16 protein-coding genes and 1 pseudogene are annotated in these 17,238 nt (G+C 50.4%); 8 read left to right on the forward strand and 9 right to left on the reverse strand.

Annotated elements, in window-relative coordinates; all coding sequences use genetic code 11:
• Together AC0LWT_RS38350 and AC0LWT_RS38355 are read left to right on the forward strand one after the other, a co-directional pair.
• Positions 1-209, forward strand: a 209-nt coding sequence (locus AC0LWT_RS38350; protein ID WP_474687205.1) for a hypothetical protein, incomplete at its 5' end; no start/stop codon positions are given.
• Between the two features lie 571 nt (positions 210-780).
• Entirely contained in the window at positions 781-1,944 is a 1,164-nt protein-coding gene (locus tag AC0LWT_RS38355) for a M20 family metallopeptidase (protein ID WP_474687206.1), read from the forward strand.
• A 44-nt stretch (positions 1,945-1,988) separates the two neighbouring features.
• On the opposite strand, the gene AC0LWT_RS38360 is transcribed toward AC0LWT_RS38355, so the two are convergent.
• The 3 genes from AC0LWT_RS38360 to AC0LWT_RS38370 form a co-directional block, all read right to left on the reverse strand.
• Positions 1,989-2,255, reverse strand: coding sequence for a hypothetical protein (locus AC0LWT_RS38360; RefSeq protein ID WP_474687208.1), 267 nt, complete (start codon positions 2,253-2,255; stop codon positions 1,989-1,991).
• Positions 2,256-2,364: 109 nt separating this feature from the next.
• Complete coding sequence (locus tag AC0LWT_RS38365; protein ID WP_474687210.1) at positions 2,365-3,657, reverse strand: MFS transporter; 1,293 nt, start codon at positions 3,655-3,657, stop codon at positions 2,365-2,367.
• 79 nt (positions 3,658-3,736) lie between these two features.
• Positions 3,737-4,630, reverse strand: coding sequence for a DMT family transporter (locus tag AC0LWT_RS38370; RefSeq protein WP_474687211.1), 894 nt, complete (start codon positions 4,628-4,630; stop codon positions 3,737-3,739).
• Positions 4,631-4,793: 163 nt separating this feature from the next.
• On the opposite strand from AC0LWT_RS38370, the gene AC0LWT_RS38375 reads away from it, so the two are divergent.
• The gene (locus AC0LWT_RS38375) at positions 4,794-6,878 is read left to right on the forward strand and encodes a putative bifunctional diguanylate cyclase/phosphodiesterase (RefSeq protein ID WP_474687213.1); all 2,085 of its coding nucleotides are present in this window, start codon (positions 4,794-4,796) and stop codon (positions 6,876-6,878) included.
• Positions 6,879-6,924: 46 nt separating this feature from the next.
• On the opposite strand, the gene ytxJ is transcribed toward AC0LWT_RS38375, so the two are convergent.
• Positions 6,925-7,266: a bacillithiol system redox-active protein YtxJ gene (ytxJ, locus tag AC0LWT_RS38380; protein WP_474687215.1), complete on the reverse strand. Its 342-nt coding sequence runs from the start codon at positions 7,264-7,266 to the stop codon at positions 6,925-6,927.
• 81 nt (positions 7,267-7,347) lie between these two features.
• Positions 7,348-8,685: a 5'-deoxyadenosine deaminase gene (locus AC0LWT_RS38385; RefSeq protein WP_474687216.1), complete on the reverse strand. Its 1,338-nt coding sequence runs from the start codon at positions 8,683-8,685 to the stop codon at positions 7,348-7,350.
• 111 nt (positions 8,686-8,796) lie between these two features.
• Between AC0LWT_RS38385 and AC0LWT_RS38390 the strand changes: the two genes are divergently transcribed.
• Positions 8,797-9,666, forward strand: coding sequence for a metallophosphoesterase (locus AC0LWT_RS38390; RefSeq protein WP_474687218.1), 870 nt, complete (start codon positions 8,797-8,799; stop codon positions 9,664-9,666).
• 44 nt (positions 9,667-9,710) lie between these two features.
• Here the strand turns inward: AC0LWT_RS38390 and AC0LWT_RS38395 are convergent, their stop codons facing one another.
• Complete coding sequence (locus AC0LWT_RS38395) at positions 9,711-10,256, reverse strand: chromate transporter (RefSeq protein WP_474687220.1); 546 nt, start codon at positions 10,254-10,256, stop codon at positions 9,711-9,713.
• A 62-nt stretch (positions 10,257-10,318) separates the two neighbouring features.
• Positions 10,319-11,926 carry a PucR family transcriptional regulator gene (locus AC0LWT_RS38400; protein WP_474687221.1) on the reverse strand — a complete coding sequence of 536 codons (1,608 nt, stop codon included), beginning with the start codon at positions 11,924-11,926 and terminating at the stop codon, positions 10,319-10,321.
• 476 nt (positions 11,927-12,402) lie between these two features.
• On the opposite strand from AC0LWT_RS38400, the gene AC0LWT_RS38405 reads away from it, so the two are divergent.
• Positions 12,403-12,669, forward strand: a complete 267-nt coding sequence (locus tag AC0LWT_RS38405) for a hypothetical protein (RefSeq protein ID WP_474687223.1) — start codon at positions 12,403-12,405, stop codon at positions 12,667-12,669.
• A 401-nt stretch (positions 12,670-13,070) separates the two neighbouring features.
• Here the strand turns inward: AC0LWT_RS38405 and AC0LWT_RS38410 are convergent, their stop codons facing one another.
• Positions 13,071-13,433: a tyrosine-type recombinase/integrase gene (locus AC0LWT_RS38410; protein ID WP_474687225.1), complete on the reverse strand. Its 363-nt coding sequence runs from the start codon at positions 13,431-13,433 to the stop codon at positions 13,071-13,073.
• 110 nt (positions 13,434-13,543) lie between these two features.
• Positions 13,544-14,470 carry a helix-turn-helix transcriptional regulator gene (locus AC0LWT_RS38415; protein ID WP_474687226.1) on the reverse strand — a complete coding sequence of 309 codons (927 nt, stop codon included), beginning with the start codon at positions 14,468-14,470 and terminating at the stop codon, positions 13,544-13,546.
• A 101-nt stretch (positions 14,471-14,571) separates the two neighbouring features.
• On the opposite strand from AC0LWT_RS38415, the gene AC0LWT_RS38420 reads away from it, so the two are divergent.
• The 3 genes and pseudogenes from AC0LWT_RS38420 (at position 14,572) to AC0LWT_RS38430 (ending at position 16,844) form a co-directional block, all read left to right on the forward strand.
• Complete coding sequence (locus tag AC0LWT_RS38420; RefSeq protein ID WP_474687228.1) at positions 14,572-15,036, forward strand: VOC family protein; 465 nt, start codon at positions 14,572-14,574, stop codon at positions 15,034-15,036.
• 64 nt (positions 15,037-15,100) lie between these two features.
• Positions 15,101-16,276, forward strand: coding sequence for an MFS transporter (locus tag AC0LWT_RS38425; RefSeq protein WP_474687230.1), 1,176 nt, complete (start codon positions 15,101-15,103; stop codon positions 16,274-16,276).
• 41 nt (positions 16,277-16,317) lie between these two features.
• Positions 16,318-16,844, forward strand: a pseudogene (locus tag AC0LWT_RS38430) (YdeI/OmpD-associated family protein).
• Positions 16,845-17,238 lie beyond the last annotated feature (394 nt).

The raw sequence follows: 17,238 nt of genomic DNA on the forward strand, positions 1-17,238 counted from the left end.
CGCAAAAAAGATGTACTTTTGCAGGCTTTCTGCGCGCGGCTAGTGATTCCCTGGTGAGCATGTTTTTCCGCTCACCACTCTGTAGGCCTCGCCTGCAAGGATGGCATGGCGGCTTGCCAGCCCAAAAAGCCTGCGAAAGTGCAGGCTTTTTCGGGGGAAGCGGGCCGATTTCGGGAAATTCCTGCAATTGTGCAGGAATTTCCGGCTAAGAGGCGGCCGGGCCCATAATTCCAGCGAAAAGCCTGCAGTTTTGCAGGAATATTTCGCGGACAGCGCTTCTCGACGCAAAAAAGATGTACTTTTGCAGGCTTTCTGCGCGCGGCTAGTGATTCCCTGGTGAGCATGTTTTTCCGCTCACCACTCTGTAGGCCTCGCCTGCAAGGATGGCNCAGGAATATTTCGCGGACAGCGCTTCTCGACGCAAAAAAGATGTACTTTTGCAGGTTTTTTGCACGCGGGCTAGTGATTCGAGGCGAGCATATTTTTCGCTCGCCGACGTACAGCCTCGCTAACAAGTATCTCGTTCGCCGCCATATGGGCCTGCCAGCAAGCAATTCACTTGCCCCTACGCTTAACTCGCTAGCAAGTATACCGGCGTATCTTTTTCCACGCAGCCAACGCTTCACGTTCCAATGCTAGAACGTTGATTTTCGGCTCGGCGCCCGATGGAGGCACCTATCGCCGCTGACGCTGCTGGGGACGATGGTTTTTCATCGTCGCGTGGAGGTCCCCGCGAAACGATGTTTTTCAATCATTATTCAAACGAGGAGTTTTTGCAAAATGAAAACGATGATCGCGCAAACTATAGACCGGCACGCCGGCAAATTCAAAGAAATATCCGGCTTTATCGGGGCGAATCCCGAGTTAGGCCATCAGGAATTTTTGGCCGCCGCCAAGCTTACCGAACAGTTGGCATCCCATGGCTTTCAGGTTGAGCGCGGGATTCTGGACATACCCACCTCGTTTCTCGCCACCTACGATTCCGGCAAGCCGGGACCTGTCGTCGCTTTTCTGGCCGAGTACGACGCGCTTCCCGAGCTGGGCCATGCCTGCGGGCACCATTTGATTTGCATGATGAGCATCGGGGCGGCCGTAGGCCTGCAGTCCGTCCTCGCGGAAACAGGCGGCAGCATTCGCGTATACGGAACCCCCGCCGAAGAGACGAAAGGCGCCAAAGTGCCGATGTCCGAAGCCGGGCTGTTCGACGACGTCGACATTGCGCTTATGGCCCATCCCTACTATACGTATGAGAAATCCGGCGAATCGCTCGCGATGGACGCGATACAGTTCGAATATTTCGGCCGTTCCGCCCATGCCGCTGCGCAGCCTCACGAAGGCATTAACGCGCTGGATGCGGTGCTCCAACTGTTCAATTCCATCAACGCGATGCGGCAGCAGGTCAAATCGGACGCGAGAATTCACGGCATTATCAGCGAGGGCGGCAAAGCGCCGAACATCATTCCTGACTACGCCGCCGCGCAGTTCTACGTAAGGTCCGCCTCCCGCAGCTATACGGACGAACTCGTGCAAAAAGTGCTGCGCTGCGCGGAAGGCGCCGCTCTCCAAACGGGCTGCACGCTGCAAACGTCCAACTATGAGTACTCGTACGACGAGCTGCGAACGAATGAGACGCTGTCGGCGGTCTTTACGCGCAATCTTGTGGAAATGGGCATCACGGAGGACGAGATTGAAACCGGCAAAGATCACGGATCGCTCGACCTCGGCAACGTTTCGACGCATTGCCCGACCATTCATCCGTTCGTCAAAGTCGTGGACGAGAAACATATGCTTCACACCAAAGAGTTCCGCGATTTGGCGATGCAGGACAGAGCTTTGGAAGGCATGATTTTCACCGCCAAAGCTTTGGCCTTCACCGCTTACGACGCCATAGCCGACAAGGAGCTGCTCGACAAAATCAAAGCCGAGTTTGCAGCCGGACAGTAAGCCCCTTCAAAAACTTGCGGCCGCCGCCTTCGCGGACACCTGCTTCAAGTCGAAGCGGCAATGGCATTCCGCGGAGAGCGGCCGTTCTCTTTGCGCCGGTCGAGGCGGTGCGCGATGGAGCAATCGCGGACACCTACTTCAAGTCGAAGCGGCAGCGGCATTCCGCGGAGAGCGGCCGTTCTCTTTGCGCCGGTCGAGGCGGTGCGCGATGGAGCAATCGCGGACACCTGCCTCATGTCGAAGCGGCAGCGGCATTCCGCGGAGAGCGGCCGTTCTCTTTGCGCCGGTCGAGGCGGTGCGCGATGGAGCAATCGCGGACACCTGCCTCATGTCGAAGCGGCAGCGGCATTCCGCGGAGAGCGGCCGTTCTCTTTGCGCCGGTCGAGGCGGTGCGCGATGGAGCAATCGCGGACACCTGCCTCATGTCGAAGCGGCAGCGGCATTCCGCGGAGAGCGGCCGTTCTCTTTGCGCCGGTCGAGGCGGTGCACGATGGAGTAAAACAGCAGCATGCCCGCAACTCCGGTCAAGCCGATCAATACGGCCATCGTCCACAAAGGCAGGATGCTCCCAAGGATGACGCCGCCCCCGCCGATCAGCAGAGCGATTTTGTACAGCATGCCGTTTACCGCCATGTAAGAGCTTCTTGCGTGCTCCGGCGCCATATTTCCCAAATACGCCTGGTTGACGGGAACATACATCAACTCGCCGCACGTTGCGATAAGCATGGACAGCAGCAGAAGCCATGGCTGATTGCTGTATACCACATAGCTGTAACCGGCAATATACAGCGTATATCCGACGAACAGCACCTTTTTGTCCGGGAACCGTCCGATAACGAATCTCGCAGCTGCGGAAAGCAGCACGACAAGCACCGTATTTTCCGTCCGCAAAAAGCCGACCATCTGTAGGCCATCGACGTGCAAGGAAATGGTGCCCCAATCGATGAACGGCGCGTCCATCATCTCTTTGCCCAGTCGGACGGCAACATAATTGCCCGTGTGGAACTCTACCGAAACGAGCAAAAGACATGCCACGGTAAATATCATAAACGTCGAATCTTTCATTACCTGCGCGTAGTTCGCCCACAGGGACATCGCTTTCGGGCGTTCGCCGCCCTGCGCATCCGCCTCTTTGAAGGGCACGTACACTTCTTCGATGAAAAAATAAGTCACGAGCAAAGTGATCAGACCGATGCAAGTCAGCAAAACAAACAGTTCGAACAAATACGATTTGAATAAAAACGCCCCTGCAATGCCGGCAACCGCAAGCGACAAGTTGTTGATCCAATATTTGAACGCGTACATGTATTTGCGCGATTCGGGCTCCGTGACGTCGAGCAGCATCGCATCGTTCGCCGGGGCGTGCAGCCCCCACAGCATGCTGACGAGAATCATCATCGCGAAAGTGACGACGGGCGATTCGAACCAGGGCGAGTTGGACATCGCCATCGCGGCAAATGCCGCCGTGCACCCGGCTTCGGCTGTGAGCATCAGCTTTTTGCGGCCGATCCGGTCCGCATAGTAGCCTCCCCAAATGCCGGCGGCCAAACCGGCCAGGATGCCCGCAATAACGGCCAAACCCGCAGTCGTATCTCCCAGCTTTCCGGAAAAGTAAATGGACATGAACGGCAGCACCATATTGTTGGCGGTTCCAGACAAAAACGAAAGATAAAAACGAATCTTAACATTGCGATGAAAATCCCGAAATTTCACGAGCCACCTCCGTTATGATATAAGCCCCTGCCACTTCCTAACTTCAATTGACCAAAGTTCAATAAATGCTCAAAAAAATTTAAGCCCCCTTCCCTTCGCTGCTGCGCAGAAACATAGCGACACCAAGCAGCAGCAGACACCCGGCCCACATCTGCATTCCCGTAATGGATTCTCCCAGCAGGAAGTAAGCGAGCAGCGAGGCTCCGAGCGGTTCCCCCAACACGGTCATGGATACCGATGCGGCGTTCATATATTTCAGCAGCCAGTTAAATATGTAGTGGCCGAACACGGTCGGCACGACGGCCAAAAGCAGAAACACGCCCCAGTCGTCAAGCGAATATCCCGTAAAAGACTTGTGCATGCAAACGTTGTACACCGCAAGAACGAGTCCTGCGCTCAAAAAGACAAAAAAACTGTAGACAAAGGCGGAGATGTGTTCGCGCAAGCTTTTGCCCAGCAGCATATGAACCGCAACTGCAACTGCAACTGTCCCCAGCAAAGAAAGCAAGTCTCCCTTAAGCCCCTCGCCGGAAAAGCGGAAATCTCCCCACCCGATGAAGATCGCTCCGGCAATGGCCATAATCATGCTCAGCACCGCCGTACGGCTTGTCCGGTGACTGAACAGCAGAAAAGATCCCAGCATGACAAAGATCGGCTCAAGTGTAAGAATCGCGGTGGAACTTGCTACGGTCGTGTAATTCAGCGAATCCATCCACCATAAAAAATGCAGGCCCAAGGCGGCGCCGGAAGCCGCGATCCGAATCCAGTTCCGCACAGAGATGCGCGACATTTCGGCCATATACCGCCAGACAAAAGGCAGCATCAGCACATTGGTCAAAAGCAGCCTGTACATGGCCAGCACCGAGGCGGGCGCATCCGACCATTTTACAAAAATCGCAGAAAAAGAAATGGCAATAATTCCAACGGCAAGAAATAAAATAAGCGGTACTTTGATTTTACTGTTGATTGGCATACGTAAACTCCCCGGTGTCTTCATCTGGCATAAGTTGCCGTATTAGTATATCGAAGGACGGGCGGCTTGCCAACCACTTGACAAAAAACTTTTTCAATTCCAACATTTTCATATATAATTTAATCGATACAATTCGGATTTGTGATAATCGGGGGTTGCACTGTTGACGTCATCCAATAGCATAGAACAATGGAACAAACTGGAATATGATCCACATTACATCCAGGAAGTGGTCGAAGCTTTAATGGAGCACGCTGCAGTAGCTTTTGCCGTTTGCGATCTTCAGCATCATGTGAAGTATATCAATCATAATTTCGAGCAAATGTTCGGCTGGCATCAAGAAGAGCTGCTTGGCCTCCCCCTGCCGACCATTCCTGAAGAGGAACTGGACGCGTATGAAAAGCTGCTTCTTGCCCACAGATGGGAATACGACAAAATGGAGCATCGCCGCAAGCATAAAAACCGCACGAATATTCAGGTGAATGAGACGGTCGCCCCGATCCGCAATCAGGAAGGGAGCATCGTCGCTTACGCCAGCATGATTTGGGATGTGGGAGAGTATAAAAAGACCGAACGGAACCTCCAGGAAAGCAGGCAGCAGTTCCAGTCTTTGTTTGACAACAATCCGGATGCGGTCGTCTCGCTTGATTCGTCAGGCAATCTGATCGGCTTCAATCCCGCAACCTGCAAGCTGACCGGCTATTCGCAGGCGGAATTTGGTCAGCATTCGCTAAGGGAGCTTTGCGTGCCGGAACATTTGGACAAAATCATCGGACGGCTGGAGCGCACGCTGCTCGGGCGGCCGCAAAATTTTGAAACCGCAATTGTTCATAAAAACGGCTCCCGCATCGAGCTTAACGTCATTCTCGTGCCCATTTCGATCAACGGCGCCATCAGCGGCGTCTACTTCATAGCCAAAAACATCACGCAGCAAAAGGAAGCCGAAGATTTAATTCAATACATGGCTTACTACGATGCCTTGACAGACCTGCCCAACCGCAGAATGTTCGAGCGGAAAGTGATGTCGCATCTGGGCGAAGCCGACAGCCAGCGCAGCCAAATCGCCATTTTGTATCTCGACCTGGACGGATTCAAATTCATTAACGATTCGCTCGGACACGGAGTCGGCGATCAGGTTTTGAAAGAGGTCGCCAAGCGGCTGAAAAGCAGCGTCCGCGAGCAGGATACGGTCGGGCGCATGGGCGGCGACGAGTTTACGGTCTGTCTGCCGCTGATCAGCGGTCAGGACGACGCCGCGCCGGTTGCGGAGCGGATTTTGCACGAAATTCGCAAGCCTTTTGCCGTGCAGGGTCAAGATTTTTACTTGTCGGTCAGCATCGGCATGGCGTTCTACCCGGAGCATGGCTGTCATGCGGAAGATTTGATCCATAACGCCGACACCGCTCTGTATAAAGTGAAAGAACAGGGCAAAAACCATGTGAAAATATATTCCAAAGCGATGCACGAGGAAGCCATTCACCGCCGCCAGTTGGAAAACGAGCTGCACAAAGCGCTGCAGCACGATGAATTTGTCGTCCACTACCAGCCGCAAATCGATGTGAACACGAATGCCGTCGTCGGCATGGAAGCGCTTGTACGCTGGGATCATCCGACGCGCGATCTTCTGTACCCGGGCGATTTTATCGCCATTGCCGAAGAAACCGGCCTGATCGTTCCGATCGGCTCGCGCGTCCTGGAAATTGCCTGCAAGCAGTGCAAAAGATGGCAGGAACAGGGCCACGGGGACCTGCGCATCGCCGTCAACCTTTCGCAAATTCAGCTCAGAGACGAGGAACTCGTCCGCTCCGTGAAGCAGGTGCTCGATCAAACCGGCCTCCCTCCCGCTTCGCTGGAGCTGGAAATTACCGAAAGCATCGCAATGCACAACACCGAGCCGATCATTGAGCGTTTGAACGAACTTGTGTCCCTGGGCATCCAAATCTCGATCGACGACTTCGGAACAGGCTTTTCATCGCTCAGTTATTTAAGCAAGTTCCCGATTCACCGGCTCAAAATTGACCGTTCTTTTATCACCAACATAACGAACCGTTCGGAATCCGCAATCGTTGCATCTATCGTCGGACTCGCGCAAAATTTGAACCTCGGCGTCATCGTCGAAGGGGTCGAAACCGAGCTGCAAAAAGATGCGCTGCCGCGGCTCGGATGTTACGAAATGCAGGGCTATCTGTTCTGCAAGCCGATGCCGGCCTCGCTGTTTTCCACGCTGCTGGACGGAAATTTCAATTAAAAAAAAGCCTCGGGGACGTCAAACTGTCCTCAAGGCTTTTTCTTCATTAATTCAGCACGGCTGTTATATGTTTCGTCGTGACCGACCAGTGTGAAGTGTTCCAGATCGACTCTTTATTTTTGAAATAAAGAATTTGCGGCGAAGCGTGCTTGACCCCCAAATCCTCGGCGATTTGATTGGATACCGGGCGGGTTTCGATCACTTTAACCAAATAATAGTCGACGTCTTCGTTCGGGCTGCCAGCCAGGTACTCATCGTACTCTTCAAGCGCGCTCGCGCTTACCGGACATGCCGTACTGTGCTTCAGGACAACGGTAGGCTTACCGGAGGATTGCTCCAAAACTTGCTGCCATTGTTCTAGCGTAGTCAATTCTTTCCATGTAGACATATGAATAACTCCCTCCCTCTCGTACTTGAGAATTATTATAATTTAAGGGAGCGGCATATGCAAATGGTGATGCCGGCGGAATCAATGAATGTCAGGCAATCTTCTCAAAAGCCGCTCGATGGAGCGGTTCGCTTCCTTCAGCACCGTAGGCTTGTCAATCGTCCGGATGATGCGGTCCCTCATGACGATTTTGCCGTCGATCATCGTCATTTCCACATCGGCGCGGGTCGCCGAATACACCAGTCTGCCGTAAACGTCGACTTCGGAAGAAGGATACGTGTGGAAATCGTTGAGATCAACCAGCACAAGGTCGGCTTTTTTCCCTTTCTCGATGCTGCCGATTTCCTCTTCCATCCCCATGACGCGAGCGCCGCCCATCGTCGCCATGCGAAATACGGTTTTCGCGTCCATGGCCGTCGGTCCATGCTGCACCTTTTGCAGGTGCGAGGACAGCCTCATTTCGTGGAACATATCGAGATTGTTGTTGCACGGCGCACCGTCCGCGCCCAGGCTGAGAATGATCTCCCTGGAGAGCAGATCGGGCACTTCGGCCACACCCGAGGCCAGCTTGAGATTGGAGCCCGGGCAATGGCTCACTTTGACACGGTGTTTGCGAAGAATTTCCTTCTCCTGTTCGTCGAGCCAAATGCAATGAGCGAGGATCAAATTCGGATTCGCAAGCCCGATATGCTCCAGATAGACGATATTGCGCATGCCGCGCTGAGCTTCGACCAGTTCGATTTCCTTTTGATTTTCCGAGGCGTGCGTATGGACTTTGACCCCATATTTAGCGGACAAATCTCTGACCTGGATGAGCAGCTCCTCCGTGCAGGAGACGACGAACCGCGGGCAGAACGCATACTGCAGCCTGCCGCCGTCGTGGTTGTGCCACTTCTCCAAAAGCTTCACGCTTTCCCGAACCGAGTCGTCCGTCTTCTCGATCAGCATGCTCGGTACTTCCGAGCCGTAATCCATCATCACCTTGCCGGACAACGCGCGAATGCCGCTCTCCGACATGGCGCGGAACGCCGAATCCGTATGATTGACCGTCTCCATATCAACGATCGAAGTCGTCCCGCTGCGAATCAGCTCGCCGAGTCCCAGCATCGCCGAATAATAGACGGATTCCTCGTCATGCGCAGCTTCAAGCGGCCAAATCCGCTTGCGCAGCCAATCGAGCAGCTCGAGATCGTCCGCCTGGCCGCGGAACAATGTTTGGCACAAATGAATGTGCGTTTGAATCAAACCGGGAATCAGCACTTTTCCCGCTGCGTCGATCACTTCATCGCCGGCTTCCGGCGCAATGGACGACCCGATTTCGACAATCCGGTCCCGTTCGACCCTGACGTCGCCGACAAATACTTCCTCCTGCCCGTTCATCGTGACGATTTGCGCTCCTTGAATCACTATTCCTGCCATTGTACATACCTCCGGTTTCCAATTGGGGATGACTGCATCCCATAATTCGCATCTTCCGCTCGGATGCTGCTATAATGAAAGCAAAACTTATCCAAAAGAGGAAGAGTATACATGCCAAATCCTCAGCTTATGACTAGACGTTCTTTTTTTAAAAAAGGGCTTGCTCTTGCCGGCTCCTTGTTCGCTGCAGGCGGTCTGACAGCTGGCTACTCAGCCTTTGTGGAGCCGCGCCGCTACGAAATTATGCGCCATACGCTCCGTTTCAAAAGGCTTCCCGAAGCTTTTCACGGCATCAAACTGCTGCAATTCAGCGACACTCATATCGGCCACCATTTTAATCTCGGTCATTTGCAAAAAGTAGTCGACCTGATTGCGCGCGAGCAGGCGGATTTGCTTTGTTTTACAGGAGACTTGTTCGATACGTCCGTAACGGAAGACCCCGCAGCAACAAGCGAAATCCTGTCGCAGCTAGAAGCGCCGTTGGGCAAATGGGCCGTGCTGGGCAACCACGATAAATATTCCGGCGTCAAAAAAACCGAAGACATGCTCGCAGGAGGCGGCTTCACCACCTTGGTCAACCGGCACCAGACGATACGCCACAAAGACGGCTTCATCCAAATCGCCGGCGTAGCGGATATGCTGACAGGCAATCCGGACATCTCCCAAACCCTCAAAGGTGCGGATTCCGGAGCTTTCACCCTGCTGATGTCGCATTCGCCCAATTTTGCCGACAAGGCTTCCAAGCAAGCGATCGATCTGCAGCTGTCCGGGCATACGCACGGAGGCCAAATCCGGCTCCCGTTCATCGGCGCCCTGGTCACCCCACCCCTCGGCGATAAATATGTAATGGGGCATTATACCGCAGCCGGGTCCGAGATGCAAGTGTACACGACCCGCGGGATCGGCACGACACTGATGCCGATGCGCTTTTTGTGCCGGCCGGAAATCACCGTCCTTACGCTTGAAAAGCAAAAGCCCTGAGCTTCCGTAGAAGCTGCCCAGGGCTTACGACTCCACCTCTTGCGTCATCTCATGAATAACGCTCCCACCACCAAACCGCCGATAATTCCCCACACAGAGCTCAAACCTAAATATTGCACCATAATAAAGTAAGCGGCCGCTATCAGAAAAGGCAAAAATTTGACCGGACCGTCCATCGGCGCAAAAGCGAATTTGATAAAATCGTAAGCAAGCATCGCGAGCATAACGAAGATGACCGGCTGAATGCCTTTGATCATGCCGCGAATGACGGAATTGCCCGACAGCTTGCTCATCACGCCCACAAGCAGCACCATCAGCAGCGCAGTCGGCATCACGACGGCCAACACGGCCACAGTCGCGCCAAGCCAGCCTGCGACCTTAAAGCCGATGTAGGCGGCCAATTTCGTCGCAATCGGCCCGGGAAGCGCGTTGCCGAAAGCGAGCGCCTGACCGAACTCCTCCTTGTTCATCCAGGCGAATCTGCCTACCGCCTCATGCTCGTACAGAGGAATAATCGAAGGCCCTCCGCCGTAACCAAGCATCGTAGATCTTCCAAAACCGATAAATAATTCCCACAATTTCAACCACATATTTCTCCACTCTCTCCTGCAGCATTTGAATCAAGAATACACGAATGGCATTCCGATCTCAACTAATCTTGTCTAACGTGAAGAAATTGCCGGAACAAAAACACCGCTTTAAGTTTCAACAAATCGTTCACTTTTTTAAAATCGACCTGCAGCAAATCGCTGATTTTCTCCAGCCGGTAAGTCACCGTATTCCGGTGAATAAACAGCTGTTTCGCCGCTTCGCTGACCTGCCCGTCGTTGCGGATGAACACTTCCAGCGTGCGGATCATCTCCTGCGAATACTCCGCATCCTTCTCCAGCAGCGGCCGCAAAATTTTCGTGCAATAATCCTCCATGACGGCGGAAGGAACCGTTTGAAAAAGATGCGCGAACTCAATCGTCTCAAAATGGAGCACCCGGTCGTGCAGCTTCAACCGCCCCGCAAGCCTGTGCGTCTCCTGGCATTCCATGTACGCTTCCCGGAGCGCCGGCGGCTTCAGCTTCACCGGGCTCACATAGAAGGCCACCTCCCCGTCGTCCTCCACATTGACGGCATCCGCCGCATATTTGGACAGCAGTTGAGTCAGCTCCTCTTCAGGAAAGCCGTCGGAAAGCGAGGTCGAATAAATCGAAAACAGCTGATCCTTCATCGCAAAATGATGCGCGCGCAGACTCGAAGATTTGGGTTGGGATTCCAAATACTGCTTAAGCTCCTTCAGCTTGCGGAATTGCCCGTCTTCGGCGAGCGGCGGCATGCCGGTAATTTTGGCAACGACGCATTGGTAAGCTCCCGTAAACAGGTTGACGCCTCTGGCGCGCGCCTGCTCCAAAAACTCTTCAAGGGGAGCTCCTTTCTCCAGATAGCGGACGAGGCTGTTCTGAAGATCCCTCTGCATCGACGCTTCCACATGAGACCTGAACGTGAAACCCATGTGAAACGACAAAATATCCGCCGCCTGCTGAAACAGCCCTTCCTCCACGTTCGCCAGCAGCACGGCATCAGGCATGACCAGCAGACTGCCCAGATGCTCATCGTCCTGCTGCATCAGAGCGACGCGGTATGCGCGTTCTTTTCCCGCGTGCACCCAGCCCGCTTTGCGCTTCCAGGGCCAATTGAACTGCAGCTGCTCGGTGCTCCATGCGCTTGTGTTGTACATGACCTGATTTTTGGCTCCCACAATCGCCATCGGATACCCGACAATATCGCTGATCCATTGAAACATCGAGGCCATGTCATCCTGCTTCAAGCCGAATTGCAGCAGCTTTTTTTGCTTATCGAGCACACTTTGCAGCACCTGCGTATTGCGGCGGTATTCCGCGTTAAAGAGTGCGTTCATCTGATCGGAAAAAGTAAATTGAAACGGCATTTCAATAATGGGAAAATGCAGCCGATCCGCCTCTTCGACGACGACCTTCGGCAGTTCCGACCAAAACCGCCCCAATTTGATGCCCAGCCCCGCAGCCCCCCGGTCATTTAATTTGCGCAGCAAATTGACCGTCTCTTGAGGGTTATCCTTCATGGCAAAAGCCGTCGTAAACAGCATTTCTCCCGATTTTGTCCAATCCGCTATATCCGGCGCATCCATGACATTCACGGACTTGACAATGCGCGAGTCTCCCTGTTTGCCCGCTACCAACTTCGCTTCAGATAAAGGATAAATGGTTAACGCCTCTCGAATGGTAAGATGCATAACGATTCCCCCTTACGTCTTTTTATCGATTATAGGATGCCGCTACCGTTCAGTCAATGAATTTGTGTTATATTTTATTACATAAATGCGGGAATGATGAATTTTTCATGAAATTTTTTCAATTATATGTTATGTTAAATGACATAAATATGTCATTTGTAGAAAAGACAAATTGATCGGCTTGTCGGTGTAAACCGCCAGACAGCGTGCCGCATGTGGCCGACCGACCGCCGTCACACGGCGCAAAACCGGGGGCCGCGTGCGCAGCCTCCACACCACGCACCGGGAACGGCGTGCGCAGGTTTCCACATCGCACGCCGGGAGCCGCACGCGTAGCTTCCACACCGCGCATCGGGAGCTACGTGCGTAACCTCCGCACCGCGCACCGGGAACCGCGTGCGCAGCCTCCGCAGGTAACCATCCCACCGCCTTGGGCTGGTTTGCACAAATGACCCTTCTTCGCGAGTCTGATGTGGTTGAGCAGCAGCATGAAAACCTGCAAAATGCAGGTTGCCCAAGAAAGTAGCGACATATTGGTCGTAAAACTGGACAACTGGCCAGGAAGCAGCATGGTAACGAAAAAACCTGCGAAAGTGCAGGTTTTCCCTCTTAAATTGGTCTATTTTCTCGAAAAACCTGCAAATGTGCAGGAATTTTCGCTGAAAGTGAATCCGGGTCCATATGTTCGGCGAAAAGCCTGCACTTTTGCAGGAATTCTTCATGGATGGCGATCAAAGACGTAAATTCATGTATTTTTGCAGGCTTTTTCGCTGGAATCGATTCATTTTGCGAAAAACCTGCGATTGTACAGGAATTATCGTTCAGAAGGGGCCTAACCCTACGTTTTATCGCAAAAAACTGCAAATTTCAGGCTTCTCAGAAAAACGTACACTGGAGAGGCGTATCTCTGTAACCGTGTAGAAACCTGCAAAAACTCCCATAACGTCGCCGGTGTCACTCCAAAGATGAAAATAATTCAAGTCTGCCGCGTACTATTTTCATATAAAAAATCAGATTGTTGATCAAGTGACGGGTTAGAGAAAGCGTTGAGGCCGCAGCAGCCACTCTGCCCCAACCTATGTGGGTCGGCCGCCTTCATGGGGTAGTAACAGCGTCGCTGACACCACCCGCAAAGTAGCAGAAATTATACGGGAAACTTATTGATGACCTCGTTATATTCAAACTGTGCATCGGTGATAGCTAGTTTCGAATATACTTCCAGCGATTTTCGGCTTTCATGCCCGGAATAAGGCTGAACCAGTGCATCATCGATTCCTTGCTTTTTCAGCCAGGTCAGCAGAAAGTGGCGGAGCATGTGTGGTGACAGATTTTGAGCCAGTTCAGCTTCCACGGAGTATTTGGCCAAAATTTTGCGGATTCCTCGCTCGGTGTATTTTTTCTTCCAGGAGGATTCAAATAAATACACCGCCTTCTTCTTTTTCATCGAATCTGCGTGCATGGCCAGCAACTCTTTAAAGGTCTTCGGGAGCGTTTTCACGATCATCATACCCTGAAAAGTTCCTAAAAGAGTGAGTATCGGAACTTATATTATTCATAGGGGACTGAGCTAACAGGCAGCATAGTTTTTTAAGAATATGCGCCGCCAACATTTTGATGTTAATGGGAGCCTTTTGAAGTATACTTCTCCACCATTTTATTCAAATAATCTCGATATTCTTCAACATAGGTCTTCGGCTCTACTATTTCCAGATTTGTCCCGAAACTCGCTAAAAACTGAAAGCCAATACTGTTTTGAGGAACATAGATGGTGGCTAAGAAATATTCAGAACTGTAGTTTTCAATACTCTTTCGACCGTACCTTTCAATGAATTGATCTTTTATGCCAGGCGAAATCAACGCCTTGACTGTGACTAGTTCCGGTTGATAACTTGCTTCCTGCTCTTGTTCCAACAAATCATCTCTAGGGCTAAACGTTTGTTCATTCATTTTAAGATGATCGATCCGAGATAATTTGAACGTTCTATATCTCATGCGATGTAAACAGAATCCTTTCAAATACCAACTCGTTTCGCTAAAATGAAGCTGATAGGGCTCGACAGTTCTTTTCGTCGCAGTGCCATTTTTATCTATATAATCAAATGAAACTAATCTTCTCTTTAATATGGCTTCCTGACATGTCTTCAAGGTTTGACGAATCTCAGACCGACCCTCCCAATCATAAAAAGACAGTTGAATTGAACCTTTCGGAGCCAATGGACTAACCATGGCTTCTATTTTTCTGATCGTTACTTCAACTTCTTCGCTAATTAGAATTTGTTCCAATCCGCCGAGCGCAGTCAATATATTCTCTAAGTCGGAGCTGCTTAAAAGACGTTTATCAACCTTGTATTCATCCATAATGCCGTAGCCGCCATGAACTCCAATGACCGAATAGATAGGGATGTTTGATAAACTCAAGGTTTCCATATCGCGAAGAATCGTTCTTTTGGAAACGTTAAATAATTGCGCGAATTCTTTGGTGGAAACAACCTCTTTTTTCAGCAAGATCATAATGATAGAGATTAATCTCTCAACTTTTTCCATCGGTTCCCCTCTTTTTTTCTACTTTAGTATGAAACGGTGACATACTGCTGTCACCTCTTATAAAGTATACTACATTTATAACAAGAAGGAGGTATTGCTTTATGGCAGCTATTGTATATTTAAACTTTGATGGAAATGCAGAACAAGTGATTGAATTTTATTCGGAGGCTTTAAGCGCAATTGAAGTAAAAAAAGCGAAATTTGGGGATATCCCGCAAGATCCAAACTACCCAATGCCGGAAAATGAGTTAAATATGATCATGGAGTCTTCCATAGAATTCGCAGGCGGGAAAATCATGATGTCGGACATTTTGCCTTCAATGAAGGCGGTAACAGGCGAGCTGGTGAAAGGGAATACTATTCTGATTAGTCTAGTCATCGAAGATAAGCAAAAACTGGAAGAATACTTTGGTCAATTGTCCCTTGGCGGCCATGTCATCATGCCGTTATCCAATTATCCTTGGTCTTCGTGCTTTGGAATGCTAATTGATAAGTTTGGGGTTAACTGGAAATTCAATAGTGACGCAGATCAGTTTCTTGATAACATAATATCCAACAAACAGTAACTCATTCTGAAAATGGTCTTGCAACTGAAGGCCATTTTTTTATGCACTGATGGAGGCACGATTTATGAAAAATAGCTATTCTTCGCTTATCTTTTTTCTGGCTTTAGGTATATTTGGCATCATAACAACTGAAATGGGCATGATCGGAGTTCTTCCCCAAGTCACTCAAAAGTTTCATATAGCACCATCGGAGGCCGGGTACCTTGTGAGTGCATTTGCTTTCATCGTTGCCATTTCAGGCCCATTCCTAACATTACTCGCTTCCGGCATGAATCGAAAAGCACTCTTACTTTCCGCTATCCTGATGTTTGCCATCGCTAATTTGGTGTATGCTTATACGACCAGGTTCGAAGTTATGCTGGCTTTCCGGATTGTTCCTGCGTTTTTTCATTCTGTCTTTTTTTCGATTGCGCTCGCGACCGCTGCCAGCCTTGTTCCTCCCGAAAAGAGCGGCAAAGCGGTCACCCAGGTTATGGCCGGAGTAACCGTTGGATTCGCTTTTGGCGTGCCGATTACATCCTATCTCTCCACAAAAATTTCGCTGGAAGCTGCTTTCCTGTTTGGAGCTATTGTGAGCGTCATTGCCTTTATAGGCATACTGGTCTGGCTTCCTTCAATGACTGTTAAGGAAAGAATGTCTTTCGGCAAGCAGCTCGGCATATTGCGCAAACCTCAATTGTGGTTAACGATCTTGATCGTGGTGATGATCTTTACAGCGATGAGTTCGATTTATAGCTACTTTGCCGAATATCTCGGAGAAGTCACCCATATGAACGGTACCTGGATCAGCGTGATGTTGATGATCTTTGGCGTCACCATGATTGCAGGGAACTTCTTGTTCGGGTTCTTTCTGAACAAAAGCATGACAAAAACGGTTATCCTGTTTCCTCTCGTATATGCGGTCATTTACTTATTTACTTATTATTGGGGTTCTCATTTTTGGCCGATGGCGGTCATCGTATTTGTGTGGGGAGCTGTGCATTCCGGGGGACTTATTCTAAGTCAAGCCTTGTTGATGACTGATGCGAAAGAAGCTTCCGAATTCGGTAACAGCTTATTTGTTTCCTTTTCTAATGTTGGCATTACGGTAGGGACATGGATCGGCGGCTTGTTTATTTCCCAGTTGGGCGCGCATCAGCTTATCTGGAGCGGTATTATGCTTTTGTCGCTTACTTTCATACTGATCATGATAAAAGCAGCAATTTCCAAATCACATGTTGAGAAAGCAAGCATGAATTAACGGATATATGATAAATGTAGAAAGGAAATTCTTTTTCAAATATGGAACTGGATCATTTAATTCCCGTAAAATCGAGAGAAGAGTTGAGGTTTTGGCTGCAGGAAAATAGTAAAACTAAAAAATATTGTTGGGTCTTGGTTAGTATGGCGCCCAAATCGGATACGCTCTTATATTTGGACGCGGTCGAGGAAGCTTTGTGCTTTGGATGGATCGATGGAGTCAAGAAGAAAATATCTGAAAATGGACTGAATTGAATAAAGAACGTGTCCGCCGCCTCGAAAAGTTGGGTTTGATGACAGACGAAGGAAGAAAGGTTCTTCCTGATATGGATTACGATTCTTTTCGAATCGATTCGGTTATAGAGCAAAGGCTGAAAGAGGAAAAGCAAGTATATGAGAACTTCAAGGCATTTCCGGATCTGTATAAAAGAGTTCGGATCGACACGATACAAAGCATAAAAAATCAACCGGAATTATTTGATAGCAGATTAGACAAATTCATAGCAAACACGAGAGAAAACAAAATGTACGGCCAATGGAATGATAATGGACGTCTACTAGATATTTAAGTTGCTCTGTGGCAATTTTCAAACCTTTAAGCCAGCCAGATTATAGCAGAAAGAGATCTCGCCAACACTTTAACAGTAAACGTCACATCCAACCCGTCTTCAACCGCGCGTTCACATATAGAGGCAATCCGGTCGAGGAGGTTGCCTGTATGCCTATGAAAGGACATCCCCGTTACTATGGGTACGTAGTTTAACGAACAGGCTACAATTGGTACATTTATCATTCATAAAGAGAACTCTCAAAAGTGGAGGGTCCTTACAATTTTATCCATGTGTTTGCGGGTAGTTTCAGCTACGCTGGTACTACCCGTGCGCGTTGTTCCTAGACAACCTGCTCAGAAATGAACAACAAAACTAGGGGGTTTCTAAAGAGACCTAACTTCATATCTGAATG

The sequence above is a fragment of the Paenibacillus sp. sgz302164 genome, assembly GCF_056120505.1.

Excerpts from the sequence above, each read along its gene's own strand:
- AC0LWT_RS38355 (WP_474687206.1), top strand. The coding sequence starts at position 781 with ATGAAAACGATGATCGCGCAAACTATAGACCGGCACGCCGGCAAATTC.
- AC0LWT_RS38370 (WP_474687211.1), bottom strand. The coding sequence starts at position 4,630 with ATGCCAATCAACAGTAAAATCAAAGTACCGCTTATTTTATTTCTTGCC.
- ytxJ (WP_474687215.1), bottom strand. The coding sequence starts at position 7,266 with ATGTCTACATGGAAAGAATTGACTACGCTAGAACAATGGCAGCAAGTT.
- AC0LWT_RS38385 (WP_474687216.1), bottom strand. The coding sequence starts at position 8,685 with ATGGCAGGAATAGTGATTCAAGGAGCGCAAATCGTCACGATGAACGGG.
- AC0LWT_RS38390 (WP_474687218.1), top strand. The coding sequence starts at position 8,797 with ATGCCAAATCCTCAGCTTATGACTAGACGTTCTTTTTTTAAAAAAGGG.
- AC0LWT_RS38395 (WP_474687220.1), bottom strand. The coding sequence starts at position 10,256 with ATGTGGTTGAAATTGTGGGAATTATTTATCGGTTTTGGAAGATCTACG.
- AC0LWT_RS38400 (WP_474687221.1), bottom strand. The coding sequence starts at position 11,926 with ATGCATCTTACCATTCGAGAGGCGTTAACCATTTATCCTTTATCTGAA.
- AC0LWT_RS38410 (WP_474687225.1), bottom strand. The coding sequence starts at position 13,433 with ATGATGATCGTGAAAACGCTCCCGAAGACCTTTAAAGAGTTGCTGGCC.
- AC0LWT_RS38415 (WP_474687226.1), bottom strand. The coding sequence starts at position 14,470 with ATGGAAAAAGTTGAGAGATTAATCTCTATCATTATGATCTTGCTGAAA.
- AC0LWT_RS38420 (WP_474687228.1), top strand. The coding sequence starts at position 14,572 with ATGGCAGCTATTGTATATTTAAACTTTGATGGAAATGCAGAACAAGTG.
- AC0LWT_RS38425 (WP_474687230.1), top strand. The coding sequence starts at position 15,101 with ATGAAAAATAGCTATTCTTCGCTTATCTTTTTTCTGGCTTTAGGTATA.